Source organism: Telluria sp. ZB4P37 (assembly GCF_059685855.1).
The window spans coordinates 658,926-677,993 of record NZ_JCASID010000001.1 but is presented as its reverse complement, the minus strand read 5'-3'; the positions used below and the strand labels follow the sequence as shown (position 1 = coordinate 677,993).

Here is a 19,068-nt window from a genome sequence, read left to right as displayed (position 1 = left end):
GCAGGTCTCCTTGAATATTCCGATTGAAAGATGGACCGGCACCGACAGGCCCGGCCACGCAACAGCGCCAATGCTATCGGGCCAATAAGGCGTCCATCCGGGCAGCGAGCGCACGGTCGGTTCCGATCGGCTTCTCCGCCACCGCCGTGCCGCTCCGCGCGGACAGGCGCACCAGCACCGGGCAGTGATCGGCGAAACGCTTGAGATAGTCCACCTGGCTCTTCTCCTTGGTGAGAACAAAACCTTCTTGCGGCCCATACAGGCGTGACATGTTTGGCGACAGGAACACGTTGTCGATGCGCGAAGCTGGACTCTTGAGGTAGCTGAACGCGCGATTGGCGCTATCCTGCGCCGACATGGGCAAGTAGCCTGCCTCGACGAGCCCATCGACGTCGGCGCGCGCGAATTCCGCGTTGAAGTTACCGCCCAGCACCCAGTCCCCGTCGACACCGTAATGGCGGATTACCTCTTCGACGGCGCGCCCCAGGATCTGCGAAGCGAGACGCCGCCGCCGCGGGTCGACGTCTTGCGCGTCGAGATGGAGCGGGACAAGGTTGAAGTCGATGCCAGGGTCCGTCCCGTTGCGTCCCGCGAAGCGGAACAGCGGCGGATGCCGGTCGAAGATCAAGCCCGCCGCCGGATCGCGCCGCGATCGCGCGTCGACATTCTCGCTGCGGATGCGGAACAGGTCGTCGATCCCGTGCGGCCATTCCACTTGCTTGCCATCCACTGTTTCCCGGTTCCAGAGCACGGCGGTCGCCCGCCGCGATTCCGGCCGCTCCGGCTTCGCGTGATCGAAAGCGTAGGTCTGCCCGAATTTTTCGTGGATGGCCTGCACCAGCGCATCCGTGGCCTCGCACGAGCACCCTTCCAGCACCCAGATGTCGAGACCCAGATCAACGATCATGGAAGCGACCTCTCCCGCCTTGTCCTGGTAGCGATCGGCAAACCAGCCGACTTCCCAGAAACCGATGTCGATATCCTGAGCGGTCGCGTGATACAACTTGACGACCCGTTCGGCGTCGGACTGGCCCGCGGCCACCTCGCGCCCCGCCGCGCCGAAGAAACCGGTGAGGGTGTCCGAGCCATAGATTTCGCCGAGGACGATGTCGATCATGGCGGCCGGTTCGCGCACGCGGCGGTTCTCCAGGTCGAGTGCGATTGCCGCAAGCTTGACGCCTTCGTTGAGGTATCTCGGCGTCGTTCCGTCTGGGATCCGGATGCCGTCTTTATTGCGCCGCGCCGCATGATGCAGGGCGATGAGGCGTCCACTGCGGTCGAACACAGGGGCGCCTGACGAACCCGGTTCGGTATCGCTCGTATAGTGGATCACCGCACCATCGGGATGGGCCGTCAGCACATCGGTGTCGTCGAGCGATACCCGTTTGGGCTCGCCGTTCGGATGGTGGATGATGAACGCGCGCTCGTCGGGCTCGGTCGAAAAAGCGGCCCGTTCCATGCGAATCAGCTTGCCGCTCGGGACCTGGACGTCATCGATCCAGACGAAGCTGTAGTCGAGCCCACCCTTGAACGGACTGGTCACGAACAGACGCTCGGGATGCAGCCGGTAGCTCCTGCCCGGGCCCGGCCTGATCTTGCGCCCGCTCGCGAGTGCTTCGGCGGTGAACTCGTAGTCGAAAACGACCTCCGCGCTCTCGGCCACCTCTGGTGAATTGATGACATGTTGGTTGGTGAGCAAGATGTTCGGCGCCACCAGGAAGCCGGTCCCGCTCCAGGCGCCGCTGCGGTCAAGATAATCGGTACCCCGGGTGTGGACGATCCCGACCGCCTGCCGCTGCCGGGCCAGCAGGTCGAGGAAGACGGCCTCCAGCGACTCGTCGCGCCCGATGGCGACCTGGGGTTGCAAATCGTCGCTTCCCGGCGGGCAGAGCCGTTCCTTGCGCCAGCCGTGCCGCATCTTCTCGAGGTCCTGGACCCCGGCCGCTTTGAACGATGCGCGGTCGTGCGGATCGGCCAGGAAGTCCACCGCGAGCGACAGTTCGCCGTCGCCCGCCACCGCCCCTTGCCGCCATCCGTCTTCCCTCGCGACGCGGATCGCCCGCTCCTGCGGAACGTGCAGGTCCGCGACATCGTCGCCGACATGGGTCGCCTCGTAACCGTCCTGCGGCAAGCGGTCTTCTTCGCTCCCGACCGTATCCAGTTCGTCCATGGACTTCCGCGCGCCCATGCGCCCGTCGGCGATCAGCCAGCCCGTGACAGCCGCGGCAAGCGCCGAAGCGACTTGATCCTTGTAGGTCTCGCTTTCCAGCCGCGCAGCCTCGGCCGGCACGTCCATGAAACTCACTTCGACAAGGCAGGCCGCAGTCGAGTGCGCGTGGCGATCCGGACGCAGCACACCGAAACTGCCGATTTTCACACCACGGTCCGCCAGCCCCGTGGCCTTGCGCACGGCCGCCTGGACCAGCGCGGCCAGCGCCCTCGAATCGCCCGATGCCAACTTGTGCTGCCAGGTCCCGGTCCCCTGCGCACGGCCGTTGTAGCCGTTCAGGTGGATCGAGATGAAGGCGTCCGCCCCCGCGTCCCGCGCGATATCGGCGCGCGCCTTCAAGCCGAGATTCCGGTCCGAGTCGCGCGTCAGCCGGGCATCGATCGCCGACTTCTTCAGCACCTTGCACACGCGCAGCGCGAGGTCGAGGCTCACTTCCTTCTCGAGCAGCCCCCCGGGGGCCTGGGCGTTGTTAGGGCTGGACCCGCCGACCATCCGGGTCCCGCCGTGCCCGGGATCGATGACTGCGATCGCCATGCCGCCCTCCTGCAGACCTGCGTTGGGGGGAGCGCGCTCCGTGCCGTTGCCAGATCGGATCAGAGCGCTCCAATACCGCTTGGCGATGATAGATCGCAAACTTCTTGTATTCGCCCCTCGTAAGGGAGAGTTCACAGAATTACAACAAGCTAAATCGACGTCTCGAATTAAGAACTGGGTTCCACGGACGGGGTCAACAACACGAAAAAAGCTCGCCTGAGCGAGCTTTAAGAATGGTTTAGAAATTTCTTATAGGAAATCTCACTCCCACTCGATCGTCGCAGGCGGCTTCCCCGAAATGTCATACACGACCCGGTTGAGCCCGCGCACTTCATTGATGATGCGATTGGACACTTTCCCCAGCAGCGAATGCGGCAGGTGCGCCCACTGCGCAGTCATGAAGTCCAGCGTCTGCACCGCGCGCAGCGCCACCACATACTCATAAGTGCGGCCATCACCCATCACGCCCACCGATTTCACCGGCAGGAACACCGCGAACGCCTGGCTGGTCGCCTCATACCAATTCACCGGCGCCTTGCCCGGATCAATGCCAGCGACCGCAGGCAGCTCGAACGGCGTATTGCGCAGTTCTTCGATGAAGATGGCATCGGCCTCGCGCAGCAAGTCGGCGTACTCTTTCTTGACTTCACCGAGAATGCGCACGCCCAGGCCCGGGCCTGGGAACGGATGGCGATACACCATGTCGTGCGGCAGGCCGAGGGCCACGCCGAGCTTGCGCACTTCGTCCTTGAACAGCTCGCGCAGCGGCTCGAGCAGTTTCAGGTTCAGGGTTTCCGGCAAGCCGCCCACGTTGTGGTGGCTCTTGATGGTCTGGCCTTTTTTACCTTTGCCGGCCGATTCGATCACGTCCGGGTAAATCGTGCCTTGGGCCAGCCAGCGCGCATTGCTCAATTTGCCCGCCTCGACCTGGAACACCTCGACGAATTCGCGGCCGATGATCTTGCGCTTCTGCTCGGGATCGGTGACGCCGGCCAGGTGGCCCATGAACTGGCTTTCCGCATCGATGCGGATGACCTTGACGCCCAGGTTCTTCGAGAACATGTCCATCACCATCTTGCCCTCGTCCTTGCGCAGCAAGCCGTGGTCCACAAAGACGCAGGTCAGCTGGTCGCCGATCGCGCGGTGGATCAGGGCTGCGGCGACGCTTGAATCGACGCCGCCGGACAGGCCCAGGATCACTTCGTCGGTACCGACCTGCTCGCGGATCTTCTGGACGGCTTCGCCGATATAGTCCGGCATGTTCCAGTCCGACTTGCAGCCGCAGATCTCGTGCACGAATCGGCCGATAATGGCTTCGCCTTGCGTGGTGTGGGTCACTTCCGGGTGGAACTGCAGGGCGTAGAAGCGGCGCTCTTCGTCGGCCATCGCGGCGATCGGGCAGCTGTCGGTCGAGCCCATCAGCTTGAAGCCTTCCGGCATGTCCAGCACCTTGTCGCCGTGGCTCATCCAGACGCGCAGCATGCCGTGGCCTTCGCTTGTTACGAAGTCGTTGATGCCATTCAGCAGGGCCGTGTGGCCGCGGGCCCGCACTTCGGCATAGCCGAATTCGCGCAGCTTGCCATTTTCCACCTTGCCCCCTAACTGGGCGGCCATGGTCTGCATGCCGTAGCAGATGCCCAGCACCGGCACGCCGGCTTCGAACACGGCTTGCGGCGCGCGTGGCGAATCGCCTTCGAGCGTCGAGTTGTGGCTGCCCGAGAGGATGATGCCGGAGGCGCCATAGTTGCGGACGAACTCGTCGCTGACGTCGTAGGGGAAGACTTCGGAAAACACGCCGGCATCGCGTACGCGGCGGGCGATCAGCTGGGTAACCTGGGAACCGAAATCGAGGATAAGGATTTTAGAGTGCATGTGGGAGGCAACGATATTGGATGAATCGGGGTTTGCTGGATGGTCGGGTTTCCCGCCCATCCAACGAAAAACGCGGCCACTCAAGGGCCGCGTTTGATGGTGTCTACTCGGAACGGTAGTTCGGAGCTTCCTTGGTGATCTGCACATCGTGCACGTGCGATTCGCGCATGCCCGCCGAGGTGATCTCGACGAACTCGGCTTTTTCGCGCAGCTCTTCGATGGTGGCGCAGCCGCAATAGCCCATCGACTGGCGCACGCCGCCGACCAGCTGGAAGATGATCGCCAGCACGCTGCCCTTGTAGGCGACGCGGCCTTCGATGCCTTCCGGGACGAACTTGTCGGCCTTGCTGGAGGCTTCCTGGAAGTAGCGGTCGGCCGAGCCTTCGGCCATCGCGCCCAGGCTGCCCATGCCGCGATAGCCCTTGTAGCTGCGGCCCTGGTACAGGATGACTTCGCCCGGCGCCTCTTCGGTGCCGGCGAACATGCTGCCCATCATGACGGTGTGCGCGCCTGCTGCCAGTGCCTTGGAAATGTCGCCCGAGTAGCGGATGCCGCCGTCGGCGATGCAGGGCACGCCGGTGCCCTCCAACTCCTTGGCCACGTTCGAGATCGCGGTGATCTGCGGCACGCCGACCCCGGCCACGATGCGGGTGGTGCAGATCGAGCCGGGGCCGATGCCGACCTTGACTGCATCCGCGCCATGCTCGACCAGCGCACGCGCTGCCGCAGCGGTAGCGATATTGCCGCCGATGACATCGACCTGAGGGAAACGTTCCTTGATCCATTTAACGCGGTCGAGGATGCCTTGCGAGTGGCCGTGCGCGGTATCGACCACCAGCACGTCGACGCCGGCGGCGACCAGCAGCTCGATGCGCTCTTCGTCGCGCTCGCCCACGCCCACGGCGGCGCCGACCAGCAGCTTGCCCTGCGCATCTTTCGATGCGAACGGGTGCTCGTGCGACTTCTGGATATCCTTGACGGTGATCAGGCCGCGCAGTTCGAACTCGTCGTTGACGACCAGCACGCGCTCGAGGCGGTGCTTGTTCATCAGGCGCTTGGCTTCGACGGTATCCGCGTCGTCCTTCACGTACACGAGTTTTTCGCGCGGGGTCATCTTGGCGCGCGCTTCGGCATCGAGGTCTTCCTCGAAACGCAAATCGCGGTTGGTGATAATGCCGACCACCTGCTTGCCTTCGACCACCGGGAAGCCGCTGATACCGTGCTGTTGCGACAGCGCGATGACTTCACGGATCTTCATGGTCGGCGGGACGGTGATCGGGTCGCGCAGCACGCCGGCCTCGAAACGCTTGACGCGCGCTACTTCACGGGCCTGGTCGGCTGGGCGCAAATTCTTGTGGATAATGCCGATGCCGCCCTCCTGTGCCATCGCGATCGCCAGGCGGGCCTCGGTGACGGTGTCCATCGCAGCCGACAGCAGCGGGATATTCAGGGAAATATTCCGGGTCAGTTTGGTGCGAAGGGAAGTTGCGGCCGGGAGTACATTGGAGTAGGCCGGAACGAGCAGCACATCATCGAAGGTGAGTGCTTTTTGGAGTAGACGCATAGCATTTTCCTATAGGCGCAAAAGCGAATTATACAGAAACCAGCCATGGCTGTCGCAGGCATGCCTAAAATCCGGCCGCGATCGCCCTTCTCCATTGACAGCGCCGACTAAGCATGGCGAAATCCATGTGTTACCTAAGGAAAACTTTTATGCCCCGCCTGCCTCGCCTGTTGATCGCTTCCGCCCTGCTCCTGGGTAGCACCCTCGCCCACGCCCAGTATTCCTGGATCGGCCAGAACGGCGTGCGCCATTTTTCGGATCGCCCGCCGCCGGCCGGCACGCCGCCGAGCAAGGTTTTGAAAGCACCGCGCCATGCGATACCTGCACCGGTCGCCCCCAGGGCGGCCGCGACGCCCGAGCCGCAGCCGCAGCCGGCGGTCATCGTGGCCGGCCCCACCCCCATTGCCGTTCCTCACGAATCCCATGCCCGGCTCACGCCCAGCCTCGCCGCGCGCGAAGCGGCCTTCCGTGGACGCGCGCAGCAGCGCGCGGAGAACGAGAAGAAGGAAGCGGCCGATGCCCTGCGCAAGCGCGAGCTGGCCGAGCGCTGCGAGACCGCGCGCCAGGTCAAGGCGCATTCGGAATCCGGCATGCGGGTTAGCAAGATCGGGGCAAGTGGGGAGCGCGGCTTTCTGACAGACGAAGAAAAGGCCGCAAACGCGGCCCGTGCGAACAAGGTATTGGCGGACTGCCCTTAAGGGCGCGGCGCTTGCCCGGCGCCTGCGCCCGCGCCCGGCACGTTGCCGGAAACCGTGGCGGTTTCCTTCTTGGCAGCGCGCCGGCGGCGTGAATCCTTGGGGTCGGCCACCAGGGGCCGGTAGATCTCGATGCGGTCGCGTTCGCGCAAGACCGTGTCGAGCGTCTGCTTCTTCGCATAGATGCCGACCGGCTGCGTGCTCAGGTTAATGTCCGGATAGGCTACCAGTACGCCGCTCATCTCGATGGCCTGGACTATCGTCGTGCCGGGCGCGACCGTCAATGGACGCAGGAATTCGTCGCGCGCCGTGGCGTAGCTGACAAGCACCTGCAACATCTCATCCATAAATCGTCTCGGCGCGCTTGCAGAAGGAATCGACCATGTTGTTGGCGATCATGCCGAACACCGGGCCGATGATCTGTTCCAGGATAATGCTCGAGAACTCGTAGTGCATGTCGAACTCGATCTTGCAGGCATCGGCGCGCAAGGCCTTGAAGTTCCACGTGCCTTCCAGCATTTTGAACGGACCGTCGACGAGGTGCATTTTCATCTGGGTCGGGCGGTTGTTGTGGTTCGAGGTCGTAAAACTCTGCTTCACGCCATGGAAATTGATTTGCAGGTTGGCCACCAGCTTGTCTTCGGTTCGCTCGATGAGCTTCACGCCGCCGCACCATGGGAGGAATTTCGGATAATCTTCGACCTTGGCGACCAGGTCGAACATCTGCTCCGCGCTATAGCCAAGAAAAACTGATTTGTGCACTACTGCCATTGGTCAACCGTTTGTTATGATGTTGGACAAGTTGTATTTTGGGCATGCAGTGTTCACAGGGTGTGCACTCCAGCGCCACAGCAGTAGTTTAACCGAGACGCGGATTTTCGTTATTTCATGAGCATCGTTGACAATAAAAAAGCATTTTTCGACTACTTCATCGAGGACCGGTACCAGGCCGGCATCGTCCTGGAAGGGTGGGAAATCAAGGCCATCCGCGAGGGCAAGGTCCAGATCAAGGAAGCCTATGTGGTTGTGCGTGGCGACGAGCTGTTCCTGTTCGGCGCCCACATCAGCGCCCTGACCAGCGCGTCGAGCTTCAGCCATCCCGAGGCGCTGCGCACCCGCAAGCTGCTGCTGCATCGGAACGAGCTGGACAAGCTGGTCGGCAAGGTCGAGCGCTCCGGCTACACCTTGGTGCCGCTGAACCTGCACTTCAAGGGCGGCCGCGTGAAATGCGAGATCGGCCTGGCCAAGGGCAAGAAGCAGCACGACAAGCGCTCCACCGAGAAAGACCGCGATGCCAAGCGCGAAGTGGCCGCGGCGATGAAGCAGAACAAGCGCTGACTGCCGCCCGCGACCTCGCGCCGCTTACGCGGCCGGTTGCGCGAAGCGCCGACTCAGGCGCCACATCAGGAAGCTCAGCACGCAGCCGATCGCCGCGCCGCAGGCGAGCTTGAAGGCGCTGCCGAACAGCAGCGGCGCGACCAGGCCCGAGACCAGCGCGAAGGACATCATCTGGATGAAGCCGACCATCGACGCCGCGAGGCCCCGGTTATTCGGAAACAGTCCCATGGCCGACAGCTGGATGCCCGGCATGGCCACCGCCAGGCCGAAGGTGAACACGGCCAGCGGCAGCACTGCCCAGGGCACGGTCGCCGGGAACACTGCGTTGTAGCCGACGTTGAGGATGGATGCCACCGCCATCACCGCATAGCCGATCCACAGCAAGCGTCCCGGCGGGGCTTTCGCGGCGCGCTTGCCGCCCCAGGCCGAGCCGACCACCATGCCGCCGATCAGCGGGATGAACATCCAGGCGAACGCGGTTTCCGGCAAGCCCAGGATCTCCATGACGAAGTTCGCGGCCGAGCCGATGTAGAGCGACAGGCCGCCGAACACCAGGCCGAGCGACAGCGAGAGCATGACGAACTGCGGATTGCGCAGCACCATCTGGTAATTGCCGGCGATGGTCACCGGGTGGAAGGGCTGGCGCTTCTCGCGCGGCAGGCTTTCCGGCAGCAGGCGCCAGACCATCAGGATCATGGCCGTGCCGAAAAAGGCCAGGAAGTAGAAAGTCGAGCGCCAGCCGAAGGTCACGTGCAGCCAGCCGCCCAGCACCGGGGCGATGGCCGGCGCCAGGCCGAACACCATCATGATGTGCGACATCATCTTCTGCGCCTGGGCGCCGGCGAAGCGGTCCTGCACGATGGCCTGGCCGATCACCGAGCCGGCGCCGGCCGACAGTCCTTGCAGCGCGCGGAAGAACAGCAGCCAGCCGAAGCTCGGCGCATAGGCCGCGCCGATCGAGGACAGCGTGTAGAGCGTGAGCGCGCACAGCACCACAGGGCGGCGGCCGAAGGAATCCGACAGGGTGCCGTAGAACAGCATCATGAAGGCGAAGGTAAACAGGAAGACGCTGAGCGTCTGCTGCACCGCCACCGGCCCGACCCCGAACTCGACCCCGATGGCAGGCATCGACGGCAGGTAGGTATCGATCGCGAGCGCGCCGATCATGCCGAGGCAGGCGAGCATGATGGTCAGGGGTCGTTGCATGGAATGCCTTATCGAGTAGAACCGGCACTGCGACATGCAAGCATCCGGGGGGCCGGATTGTACTGAATTTTGCGAAAACAAGTCTGACGGCCCCTTCAAATGACGGGGGCCGCGGGCAGGCCTGACAGCTTGTCAGCGCAGCGACATGCCGAAGCGCGCCGGGCGCGGCATCCAGTCGCCCTGGTAGTCGGCCGACACCAGGATGCGCTCGGCGCGGCCGATGAGGAGGTGGCGCGGCACGAAGCCGATATAGCGCGAATCGGCGCTGTTGTCGCGATTGTCGCCCAACATGAGGAAGGCGTCCGCCGGGACCACGACCGGTCCGAAGTCGCGCGCCACGGCGCGCTGCGGCAGGATCTGGATGCGGTGGCGGCGGCCGTCCACCGCTTCCATCATGCGCAGCGCATCCATCGGGCCGCCGGGCGACGGCTCCTGCACCACTTCTTCCAGCGAATACTGCGATTCGACGCCGTTGATGACGAGGCGCTCGTTGCGCATCTCGATGCGGTCGCCCGGCAGCGCCAGCACGCGCTTGATCAGGCGGGTGCCGTCCTGCGGCGAAGTGAAGGTGACGACGTCGCCGCGCCGGGGCTCGCCGGTACGCGCGAGCACCACGTCGGTCAGCGGGACTTTCACGTTATAGGCCAGGCGGTTCACGAACACCACGTCGCCTTCCAGCAGGTTGGGCCGCATGGAGCTGGACGGAATCGGGTTCCAGTCGGCCACTGCCGTGCGAAACACGCCGAACAGCAGCATGAATAGCAGGAATCCCTTGTTGGCGCGTATGAAGCCTTTCATGACCGACCCTCCTCTTATTGGTATGAGGATCCTTATACGCGGGCTTCCTTTAGCGATGCTTAAACGTCAACCCTCAGCGCATGCCGGCGCGCGGCGCAGGCCGCACCACGCGCCGACAAGCACCGGCGCGCCCAGCGTCACGGCCGACACCAGGTCCCAGACGCCGTCGCCAAGCAAGGCCGACACCAGGCCGATGATGGTGAGGACGCCCAGCAGTACGGGCATGCCCCAGACCTGGCGGCGATTGCGGATCACGGGGCCTCCGTCGATCGGGCCCGCACCGGCGCCTCGTGTGCCGCCGTACCAGCCCGCATCACTGCTTTCTTCGTTACGCGCCCGCGCTGGAACCACAAATACAAGCCACTCCCCAGCACGATCATGGTCCCGATATCGAGCAGCGCCCACAGCAGCTTCATGGCCTGGCCGCCGTAGTCGCCGAAGTGCAGCGGCTGCGACAGCAGCAGCGCGGTCAGGTACCAGGGCAACTCGCGGCGGTCGGTGATCTCGCCGGTGGCGGCATCGACCAGCACGGGTTTATACAGGCGCGCGCTGAAGGCCTCGTCGCCGCGCATGAAAATGCCGTAGTGGTGCGAGCTGCTGAAGGGCGTGCCGGGGAAGGCGACGAAGCCGACCTTCATGCCCGGCTCGGCGCGTTCGGCGCGCAGGATGGCGTCCTGGATCGAGGCCATCTGCTTCACCGGCGGCTGGCCTTCATAAGGCTTGAGCATTTCGGCGACCTCTGTGGCCTGCCAGTATTTCAGCAGCAGGTCGGCCCAGGTATTGACCATGCCGGTGGCGCCCACCACGAACACCCAGACCAGGGTGACGATGCCGAGCAGGTTGTGCAGGTCGAGCCACTTGATGACGCGGCTGCGCTCGCGGCGCACGCTGCCGAAATCGAGCTTGCGCATGAAGGGCGCGTACAGCACCACCCCGCTGATCACGGCCACGATCAGGAGCAGTCCCATGAAACCCAGGAACAGCTTGCCGTACAGGCCCGCGAACAGGTCCACGTGCAGGCGGAACATCGTCGACATGAAGACGCCGCCTTCGAAGGCCGGCTCGGTGATGACTTTCGTGGTGCGGGCATCGACCGCGATCGGCTTGTAGTGCTCGTCGTTCGGATGGTCGCCCAGCGTGACGTTCCAGATCGCCGGTTCATCCGCCTCCTGCGAGATGTACATCGCGATCTTCCCGGGATAGAGCGCCTTGGCCGAGGCCAGCACCGCATCGATATTGCCGCGGGGTGGATTGGCGGCCATGGCTGCCGGCAAGGCGGGGGCTTCGACATCGGTGCCGAGCAGGTGGCCGATCTCGTGGTGATAGATCAGCGGCAGGCCGGTCAGGCACAGCAGCAGCATGAAGACGGTGCACACGAGGCTGCTCCATTTGTGGATCCAGCTCCAGCGGCGCAGCTTGGTGGGTGACATGAGGGCAAGGGGTGGCTGTAACCGCCAAATAATAATCGTTCTCATTTACACAGGCAAGCCGAAACGGATAGAATGATAATTATTCTCATTAAGAAAACGAGCTTTACCGATGAAACTGTTTCGCCTGACCCCTGCCGCGTTTGCCGCCGCCCTCCTCGCCTCCGGCGCCTTTGCGCAGGAAGCCGCACCAGTCGAACCGATCGCCACCGTCGTCGTCAGCGCCTCCGCCGACGCATCGAGCCAGGGCCTGCCACCGAGCTATGCCGGCGGCCAGGTCGCGCGCGGAGGCCGCCTCGGCCTGCTCGGCAACGTGGACATCATGGACACGCCTTTCAGTTCGACGAACTACACCCAGGCCCTGATCCAGGACCAGCAGGCACGCAGCGTGGCCGACGTGGTGCAGAACGACCCGTCGGTGCGCGTCGCCCGCGGCTTCGGGAACTACCAGGAGCTATACGTGATCCGCGGCTTCGCGGTGAACTCGGACGACCTGGCCTATAACGGTTTATATGGCATGTTGCCGCGCCAGTTCGTGGCCTCGGAACTGCTGGAACGCGTGGAAGTGCTGCGCGGCGCGAACAGTTTCGTCAACGGCGCGGCGCCGGGCGGCGGCGGCATCGGCGGGGCCATCAACCTGCTGCCCAAACGCGCGCCGAACGCGCCGCTGACCCAGGTGACGGCGGGCGTCGAATCCGGCGGCCAGGGCTATGTGGCGCTGGATGCGGCGCGCCGTTTTGGCGAAGGCGGCCGCCTCGGCGTGCGCGCGAACGCGGTGCGCCGCGATGGCGATACGGCCGTGGACCGCGAAAGCCGTGAACTGAGCCTGTACTCGCTCGGTGTCGATTACCGCGGCCGCGGCTACCGCCTGTCGGCCGACGTCGGGCACCAGGACCACCAGCTGCGCGGTGCACGCCCGAGCGTGACCCTGGCTTCCAGCGTGCCGATGGTGGCGGCACCGGATAGCAGCGGCAACTTCGCCCAGCCATGGACCTTCTCAGGCGAGCGCGATACCTTCGGCACCCTGCGCGGCGAAGTCGACCTGCCGGGCGGCGCGACCGCATGGGCGGCGCTGGGCCTGCGCTCGGGCGATGAATCCAACATCATTTCGTCGCCGACCGTCACCAGCGTCAACGGCGATGCGACCATGACCCGCTTCGACAACACGCGCGAAGACAAGGTGCGCACCGGCGAGATCGGCGTGCGCCACACGCTGCAGACGGGGGCCGTGAGCCACAAGCTGAGCGCATCGGTCGCAGGCTTTCATTCGGAGTCGAAGAACGCCTATGCAATGAGCGATTTCGCCGGCTTCGCCTCGAATATTTATCGCCCTGTCGATGTGGCCGCGCCATCGAACGCCTTCTTTACCGGGGGCGTCCTGGCTAACCCGCTGCTGACGCAAAAGGCGATCCTGTCGAGCGTGGCGCTGGCCGATACGCTGGGCTTCATGGACGAGCGCCTCCTGGTGACGGTCGGTGTGCGCGACCAGAAGCTCAAGGATTACGGCTATGACTACGGCACCGGCGCGCCCAATGCCCGCTACGAGGCCAGCGAAGTCACGCCGGTCGCGGGCATCGTGTTCAAACCCGCCAAGGGCGTGTCGGTGTATGCCAACTACAGCGAAGCGCTGCAGCGTGGGGCGGTGGCCTCCGGCACGAATATCGTCAACGTCGGCGAAGTGTTCGCACCCTATGTCTCGCGCCAGAAGGAAGCCGGCGTTAAATACGACAGCGGCAAGCTCGGGATGACGGCGGCGGTATTTACCACCTCGCAGCCGAATGCCTTTGTGCAGGACCGCCGCTTCGGCATCTTCGGCGAGCAGCGCAACCGCGGCGTGGAATTGAGCGTGTTCGGCACCCCGGCGCGCGGCCTGCGAATGCTGGGCGGGCTGACCGTGCTCGATGCCAAGCAGCGCAAGACCGCAGGGGGCGTCAATGAAGGCAAGGATGCGATCGGCGTGCCGGGCACGCAGGTCAACCTCGGCGCCGAATGGGACGTGCCGGGTGTGCAGGGCCTGTCGCTCAATGCGCGCGGTCTCTACACCTCGACCCAGTATGCGGATGCGGCCAATACCCAGAAGCTGCCGTCGTGGTCGCGTCTGGATGTCGGTGCGAACTACCTGACCCGCTTCATGGACCGCAACGTGACGCTGCGTGCGCGCATCGACAACGTCACGGACAAGGGTTACTGGGCCTCAGCCGGTGGTTATCCGGGCTTCGGCTACCTGGTGCTGGGGGCGCCGCGCAGCGTAGTGGTGTCGGCGACGGTTGATTACTAGGCTTGAGCGGCGCTGCGCGGTGAGCGATGCACTGCGCAGCGAAGGTCAAATTGGGTTTCCGCCTGCGCGGGAATCCAGGTTCCTCAGGCAGCCGCCAAACCCGTATTCACTGCGGCGGCCGCACGTCCTGCTTGAGCGCCGCCAGTGCGATCTTTTCCACCACGCCCGGCGCAATCAGCTTGAGCAAGCGCCCGATCTTGCCCTTGGCCGTCATCACCACTTCGCGCTTGCGCGCATTCATTGCCTCGATAATGAGGCGCGCGCATTCCTCGACGCTCATCGCGCCCTCTTCCTTCAGCGAACTTGTGCCCATCGGCTGGCCCTGGGCGTTGAAGCCGCGGTAGCGGATGCTGGTGGCGACCACGCCCGGATAGGCCGTCGTCACGCTCACCCCCGCCCCCTTCATTTCGGCCCGCAGTGCCTCGAAAAAGCCCGTCATCGCGAACTTGGTCGCGCAGTAAGCCGTTCGCCCGGGTACGCCGACCAGTCCCGCCAGCGAGGACACCGCGACGATACTGCCGCGCGTGGCCTTGAGGTGGGGAAGCGCAGCTTGCGTGCACCAGATCGCACCCCACAGGTTCACGCGCATCAGCTCCTCGTACCAGTCGAGGTCGTCGACTTCCTCGAACAGCGCATGGGCCGAGCGGCCGGCGTTGTTGACCAGGACGTCGACGCGGCCGAAATGTTCCACCGCAGTGATGACGAGGCGCCGGCACTGGATCCGCACCGACACGTCGGTCGGCACCGCCAGCGTCTGCGCACCGAAGACGGCGCACTCGCGCGCCACCGCATCGAGCTGCTCCGCGTTGCGGGCGGCCAGCACCAGGGCCACGCCTGCGCCTTCCTTGCGTGCGAGCTGGCGCGCCATCTCGGCGCCGATGCCGTCGGAGGCGCCGGTGATGATCACTACTCTCATTATTTTTGGGCCTTCACGATCTGCAGCGCGCTGGCGATCACGCTGCTCATGTCGCCCATATTCGCCGGTACGATCAGCGAATTATTGGTCTTGGCCAGCTTGCCGAAGGCGTCGACATAATGTTCGGCCACGCGCAGGTTGACCGCATCCATGCCGCCCGGCTCGCGGATCGCGGCGCCGACCTGGCGCAGCGCGGTGGCACTGGCCTCGGCCAGGGCGACGATGGCGCTGGCTTCGCCCTGGGCGCGATTGATCGATGCCTGGCGCTCGCCTTCGGAGCGGGCGATCGAGGCTTCGCGCTCGCCCGACGCAATGTTGATCTGCTCCTGGCGGCGGCCTTCCGAGGCCGCGATCAGGGCGCGCTTCTCGCGCTCTGCCGTGATCTGGCGCTGCATCGCGTGCAGGATCTCGGCCGGCGGGGTCAGGTCCTTGATCTCGTAGCGCAGCACCTTCACGCCCCAGTTGGCGGCCGATTCGTCGATCGCGTTGACGATGGTGGTGTTGATGTGGTCGCGCTCTTCGAAGGTCTTGTCGAGCTCCATCTTGCCGATCACCGAGCGCAGCGTGGTTTGCGCCAGCTGGGTGATGGCCTGGATGTAGTTGGACGAACCGTAGGACGCACGCATCGCATCGGTCACCTGGAAGTAGAGGATGCCGTCCACTTGCAGCTGGGTGTTGTCGCGCGTGATGCAGACCTGGGGCGGCACGTCGAGCGGGATTTCCTTGAGGCTGTGCTTGTAGGCGACGCGGTCGATGAAGGGCACCACGATGTTCAGGCCGGGCCCGAGCACGGCGTGGAATTTGCCGAGGCGCTCGACCACCAGTGCGTGCTGCTGCGGTACGACATTGATGGTCTTGAAAATGAAGACCAGGGCAATGATGAAGAACACCAGGGCGACGGCGCCGGACGTAAGTTCCATTAGTTAACCTTATAGATGAGTAGTGATATAGATGCCAGGCTTATGAATTTGCCGGCTTCAAGAGTTCGACACGATCAGCCGGCTGCCCAGCACTTCGACGATGCGGAACTCGCCCGCTTCCGGCAGCGCTCCGGGTCCGAGTTCGACATCCCACAGCGCGCCTCGGTACATGGCGCGCGCGCGGCCGTGTTCCCAGCTGCTCACCGCGATGCGCTGGCCGATGTCGAGGTTGACGTTGCGGTCGCGCGAAGCCTCGCTGCGCGCCGGGCGCCCGAAGCGGCTGCGGTGCAGGATCGCGGTGGCGGCCAGGCCGATTACGGCGGCGACCACGGTCTGGGTCGCCCCGCCCGCGCCCGACAAGGCGGCGAGCGCGCCGGCGCCCAGGCCCATCGCGATCATCAAGAGGTAAAACGTTCCGGTGAACATTTCGGCGATCACGAGGATGCCGGCGCCTACCAGCCAGCCCATCCAGTCAGTCATGGCGTCTTCCTTTCAGGTTTTGAAAAGTAAAAAACCCCCGCGGCCTGCATAGGCGGCGAGGGTTCGAATATGTCGAGGCGCTTGGTTATTCTGTGCTTTCGGCAAGGAAGTGATCAATGCCAGTGTAGCAGGTCCAGGCAGGTATGGGAGCATCCACCTTGACGTTTATCGCAGGCGCATAGCCTGGCCCGGTGTGAGCGGGACGATCGCCCACACCGGGTGGCGCTTACATCGCCGCCAGCTTCTGCCAGGTCTCGATCACCGAGTCCGGATTGAGGGACATCGACTCGATGCCCTCTTCCACCAGCCACTGCGCGAAGTCAGGATGGTCCGATGGACCCTGGCCGCAGATGCCGATGTACTTGCCCTTGGCGCGGCAGGCCTTGATCGCCAGCGACAGCATCGCCTTGACCGCCGGGTCGCGCTCGTCGAAGTCCTTGGCCAGCAGCTCCATGCCGGAGTCGCGGTCCAGGCCCAGGGTAAGCTGGGTCAGGTCGTTGGAGCCGATCGAGAAGCCGTCGAAGTGTTCAAGGAACTGCTCGGCCAGGATCGCGTTGGACGGCACTTCACACATCATGATCACGCGCAGGCCGTTCTCGCCGCGCTTGAGGCCGTTCTTCCCCAGCAGCTCGATGACCTTCTCGGCCTGGCCCAGGGTGCGCACGAACGGGATCATCAGCTCGACATTGGTCAGGCCCATGTCGTTGCGCACGCGCTTCATCGCCGTGCATTCCATCTCGAAGGCTTCGGCGAAGTCTTCGGCCAGGTAGCGCGCGGCGCCACGGAAACCCAGCATCGGGTTTTCTTCGTCCGGTTCGTAGCGCGAACCGCCGATGAGCTTCTTGTACTCGTTCGACTTGAAGTCGGACAGGCGCACGATCACCGGTTTCGGCCAGAAGGCCGCGGCGATCGTGGCCACGCCTTCGGCCAGCTTGTCGACGTAGAAGGCGCGCGGCGAGGCGTGGCCGCGTGCGACCGACTCCACCGCTTTCTTCAGGTCCGCATCGATGTTCGGGTACTCGAGGATGGCCTTCGGGTGCACGCCGATGTTGTTGTTGATGATGAACTCGAGGCGCGCCAGGCCCACGCCGTTGTTCGGCACCGACTGGAAGTCGAAGGCCAGCTGCGGGTTGCCGACGTTGAGCATGATCTTGGTCTTGATCGGCGGCAGTTCGCCGCGCGAGACTTCGGTGATCTCGGTTTCCAGCAGGCCGTCGTAGATGCGGCCTTCGTCGCCTTCGGCGCAGGAGACCGTCACGAAGGTGCCGTCCTTGAGCACCTCGGTGGCGTCGCCGCAGCCGACGACGGCCGGCACGCCCAGTTCACGCGCGATGATCGCCGCGTGGCAGGTGCGGCCACCGCGGTTGGTGACGATGGCGGCGGCGCGCTTCATCACCGGCTCCCAGTTCGGGTCGGTCATGTCGGCCACCAGCACGTCGCCCGGCTGCACGCGTTCCATATCGGCCGGATCGGTGATCACGCGCACGGGACCGGCGCCGATTTTCTGGCCGATGGCGCGGCCACTGGTCAGCACGGTGCTGGAACCCTTCAGGCTGAAGCGCTGCTGCGCGTCGGTGGCTTTCTGCTGCGACTTCACGGTTTCCGGGCGCGCCTGCAGGATGTACAGCTTGCCGTCGCGGCCGTCCTTGCCCCACTCGATGTCCATCGGGCGGCCGTAGTGGTTCTCGATGATGACGGCGTACTTCGCCAGCTCGACCACTTCGGAATCGATCAGCGAGTAGCGGTTGCGCATCTCGATCGGCACGTCGACGGTTTTCACGGAACGGCCGGCCTTGGCCTCGCTGGTGAATTCCATCTTGATGAGTTTCGAGCCGATGTTGCGGCGGATGACGGGCGACTTGCCCTGCGCGAGCATCGGCTTGTGGACGTAGAACTCGTCCGGATTGACGGCGCCCTGCACCACGGTCTCGCCCAGGCCATAGCTCGAGGTGACGAAGACCACGTCCTTGAAGCCCGATTCGGTGTCGATCGTGAACATCACGCCCGAAGCGCCCGTGTCGGAGCGGACCATGCGCTGCACGCCGGCCGACAGCGCCACTTCGGCGTGGGTGAAGCCCTTGTGCACGCGGTAGGAAATCGCGCGATCGTTGTAGAGCGACGCGAAGACGTGCTTCATCGCCTCTAGAACGTTGTCGATGCCGACCACGTTCAGGAAGGATTCCTGCTGGCCCGCGAACGAGGCGTCCGGCAGGTCTTCCGCGGTGGCGGAGGAGCGCACGGCGAACGAGACTTCGGTATCGGAACCTTCGACCAGGCGCTGGTAATAGGCGCGGATTTCTTCTTCGAGACGCGGCTGGAAGGGGGTGGCGACGATCCACTGGCGGATCTCGGCGCCGGCCAGCGCGAGCGAACGCACGTCGTCGATGTCCAGGCCCTCGAGGCGGGTGGCGATGCGGTCGCCCAGCGAGGCGCCCCCATCGATACTGTGGTCGAGGAAATCGCGGAAGGCGTCGGCGGTGGTGGCAAAGCCGCCCGGCACGCGCACGCCGGCGCCGGCCAGCTGGCTGATCATCTCGCCGAGCGAGGCGTTCTTGCCGCCGACCGATTCGACGTCGGTCATGCGCAGGTTCTCGAACGATGCGACATAGGCGCGCGTCGCGTTGCTTGATGCCTGGTCCGGCTCCTTCAATGCTGCTACAGACAGGTTAGTCATGGTGAAACACCCTTACTTGATGATAGAAACCTTTGCGGAACCATGCAGTGCCGGGGACGGGGCGTTCTTGTTATTCTGGCCGTCGTGCAGCACAATGCAGCTCCTGTTGCCAAACATTTTACCCTGTGACGGGGTG

16 protein-coding genes are annotated in these 19,068 nt (G+C 64.4%); 3 read left to right on the top strand and 13 right to left on the bottom strand.

All coding sequences use genetic code 11. The annotated features are described in order from the left end of the window. Window positions 1-73 precede the first annotated feature (73 nt). The 3 genes from AC56K1_RS03295 to guaB form a co-directional block, all read right to left on the bottom strand. Window positions 74-2,764: an N-acetylmuramoyl-L-alanine amidase gene (locus tag AC56K1_RS03295; protein ID WP_497156400.1), complete on the bottom strand. Its 2,691-nt coding sequence runs from the start codon at window positions 2,762-2,764 to the stop codon at window positions 74-76. A gap of 261 nt (window positions 2,765-3,025) precedes the next feature. Continuing rightward, window positions 3,026-4,636, bottom strand: a complete 1,611-nt coding sequence (gene guaA / locus AC56K1_RS03290) for a glutamine-hydrolyzing GMP synthase (RefSeq protein ID WP_497156399.1) — start codon at window positions 4,634-4,636, stop codon at window positions 3,026-3,028. Between the two features lie 103 nt (window positions 4,637-4,739). Beyond that, window positions 4,740-6,200 carry an IMP dehydrogenase gene (gene guaB, locus AC56K1_RS03285; protein ID WP_497156398.1) on the bottom strand — a complete coding sequence of 487 codons (1,461 nt, stop codon included), beginning with the start codon at window positions 6,198-6,200 and terminating at the stop codon, window positions 4,740-4,742. 149 nt (window positions 6,201-6,349) lie between these two features. On the opposite strand from guaB, the gene AC56K1_RS03280 reads away from it, so the two are divergent. After that, complete coding sequence (locus AC56K1_RS03280) at window positions 6,350-6,898, top strand: DUF4124 domain-containing protein (RefSeq protein WP_497156397.1); 549 nt, start codon at window positions 6,350-6,352, stop codon at window positions 6,896-6,898. Here AC56K1_RS03280 and AC56K1_RS03275 read toward each other — a convergent pair. Then, a complete protein-coding gene (locus AC56K1_RS03275; RefSeq protein WP_497156396.1) occupies window positions 6,895-7,242 on the bottom strand; it encodes an RnfH family protein in 348 nt (115 codons plus the stop codon). The genes AC56K1_RS03280 and AC56K1_RS03275 overlap by 4 nt on opposite strands. Further along, window positions 7,235-7,666 (bottom strand): type II toxin-antitoxin system RatA family toxin, encoded by a 432-nt coding sequence (locus AC56K1_RS03270; RefSeq protein ID WP_489872965.1) that lies wholly within the window; start codon window positions 7,664-7,666, stop codon window positions 7,235-7,237. Before AC56K1_RS03270 ends, AC56K1_RS03275 begins: the two co-directional genes overlap by 8 nt. A 117-nt stretch (window positions 7,667-7,783) precedes the next feature. Here AC56K1_RS03270 and smpB point away from each other — a divergent pair, with 117 nt between their 5' ends. Beyond that, a complete protein-coding gene (smpB, locus tag AC56K1_RS03265) occupies window positions 7,784-8,233 on the top strand; it encodes an SsrA-binding protein SmpB (protein ID WP_497156395.1) in 450 nt (149 codons plus the stop codon). Between the two features lie 24 nt (window positions 8,234-8,257). Here smpB and AC56K1_RS03260 read toward each other — a convergent pair whose 3' ends face one another. From AC56K1_RS03260 to AC56K1_RS03245, 4 genes are all read right to left on the bottom strand, one after another. Further along, the gene (locus tag AC56K1_RS03260) at window positions 8,258-9,439 is read right to left on the bottom strand and encodes a multidrug effflux MFS transporter (RefSeq protein ID WP_497156394.1); all 1,182 of its coding nucleotides are present in this window, start codon (window positions 9,437-9,439) and stop codon (window positions 8,258-8,260) included. A 132-nt stretch (window positions 9,440-9,571) separates the two neighbouring features. Then, window positions 9,572-10,237: a signal peptidase I gene (gene lepB, locus AC56K1_RS03255; RefSeq protein ID WP_497156393.1), complete on the bottom strand. Its 666-nt coding sequence runs from the start codon at window positions 10,235-10,237 to the stop codon at window positions 9,572-9,574. Between the two features lie 66 nt (window positions 10,238-10,303). Then, a complete protein-coding gene (locus AC56K1_RS03250; protein ID WP_497156392.1) occupies window positions 10,304-10,492 on the bottom strand; it encodes a hypothetical protein in 189 nt (62 codons plus the stop codon). Beyond that, a complete protein-coding gene (locus AC56K1_RS03245) occupies window positions 10,489-11,667 on the bottom strand; it encodes a PepSY-associated TM helix domain-containing protein (RefSeq protein WP_497156391.1) in 1,179 nt (392 codons plus the stop codon). The genes AC56K1_RS03250 and AC56K1_RS03245 overlap by 4 nt, the downstream gene beginning before the upstream one ends. Before the next feature lie 109 nt (window positions 11,668-11,776). Here AC56K1_RS03245 and AC56K1_RS03240 point away from each other — a divergent pair, with 109 nt between their 5' ends. Further along, a complete protein-coding gene (locus tag AC56K1_RS03240; protein ID WP_497156390.1) occupies window positions 11,777-13,942 on the top strand; it encodes a TonB-dependent receptor in 2,166 nt (721 codons plus the stop codon). A 106-nt stretch (window positions 13,943-14,048) separates the two neighbouring features. Here the strand turns inward: AC56K1_RS03240 and AC56K1_RS03235 are convergent, their stop codons facing one another. From AC56K1_RS03235 to ppsA, 4 genes are all read right to left on the bottom strand, one after another. Then, the gene (locus AC56K1_RS03235) at window positions 14,049-14,858 is read right to left on the bottom strand and encodes an SDR family oxidoreductase (protein WP_497156389.1); all 810 of its coding nucleotides are present in this window, start codon (window positions 14,856-14,858) and stop codon (window positions 14,049-14,051) included. Continuing rightward, complete coding sequence (locus tag AC56K1_RS03230; RefSeq protein ID WP_497156388.1) at window positions 14,858-15,778, bottom strand: SPFH domain-containing protein; 921 nt, start codon at window positions 15,776-15,778, stop codon at window positions 14,858-14,860. Before AC56K1_RS03230 ends, AC56K1_RS03235 begins: the two co-directional genes overlap by 1 nt. A gap of 57 nt (window positions 15,779-15,835) precedes the next feature. Further along, entirely contained in the window at window positions 15,836-16,258 is a 423-nt protein-coding gene (locus AC56K1_RS03225) for an NfeD family protein (RefSeq protein ID WP_497156387.1), read from the bottom strand. 226 nt (window positions 16,259-16,484) lie between these two features. After that, window positions 16,485-18,932 (bottom strand): phosphoenolpyruvate synthase, encoded by a 2,448-nt coding sequence (ppsA, locus tag AC56K1_RS03220; protein ID WP_497156386.1) that lies wholly within the window; start codon window positions 18,930-18,932, stop codon window positions 16,485-16,487. Window positions 18,933-19,068 lie beyond the last annotated feature (136 nt).

Coding starts and splice junctions, on each gene's coding strand:
- smpB (WP_497156395.1), top strand. CDS start 7,784: ATGAGCATCGTTGACAATAAAAAAGCATTTTTCGACTACTTCATCGAG.
- AC56K1_RS03235 (WP_497156389.1), bottom strand. CDS start 14,858: ATGAGAGTAGTGATCATCACCGGCGCCTCCGACGGCATCGGCGCCGAG.
- ppsA (WP_497156386.1), bottom strand. CDS start 18,932: ATGACTAACCTGTCTGTAGCAGCATTGAAGGAGCCGGACCAGGCATCA.
- AC56K1_RS03240 (WP_497156390.1), top strand. CDS start 11,777: ATGAAACTGTTTCGCCTGACCCCTGCCGCGTTTGCCGCCGCCCTCCTC.
- AC56K1_RS03225 (WP_497156387.1), bottom strand. CDS start 16,258: ATGACTGACTGGATGGGCTGGCTGGTAGGCGCCGGCATCCTCGTGATC.
- AC56K1_RS03275 (WP_497156396.1), bottom strand. CDS start 7,242: ATGGATGAGATGTTGCAGGTGCTTGTCAGCTACGCCACGGCGCGCGAC.
- AC56K1_RS03270 (WP_489872965.1), bottom strand. CDS start 7,666: ATGGCAGTAGTGCACAAATCAGTTTTTCTTGGCTATAGCGCGGAGCAG.
- AC56K1_RS03230 (WP_497156388.1), bottom strand. CDS start 15,778: ATGGAACTTACGTCCGGCGCCGTCGCCCTGGTGTTCTTCATCATTGCC.
- AC56K1_RS03280 (WP_497156397.1), top strand. CDS start 6,350: ATGCCCCGCCTGCCTCGCCTGTTGATCGCTTCCGCCCTGCTCCTGGGT.
- guaB (WP_497156398.1), bottom strand. CDS start 6,200: ATGCGTCTACTCCAAAAAGCACTCACCTTCGATGATGTGCTGCTCGTT.
- AC56K1_RS03260 (WP_497156394.1), bottom strand. CDS start 9,439: ATGCAACGACCCCTGACCATCATGCTCGCCTGCCTCGGCATGATCGGC.
- AC56K1_RS03295 (WP_497156400.1), bottom strand. CDS start 2,764: ATGGCGATCGCAGTCATCGATCCCGGGCACGGCGGGACCCGGATGGTC.
- guaA (WP_497156399.1), bottom strand. CDS start 4,636: ATGCACTCTAAAATCCTTATCCTCGATTTCGGTTCCCAGGTTACCCAG.
- AC56K1_RS03245 (WP_497156391.1), bottom strand. CDS start 11,667: ATGTCACCCACCAAGCTGCGCCGCTGGAGCTGGATCCACAAATGGAGC.
- lepB (WP_497156393.1), bottom strand. CDS start 10,237: ATGAAAGGCTTCATACGCGCCAACAAGGGATTCCTGCTATTCATGCTG.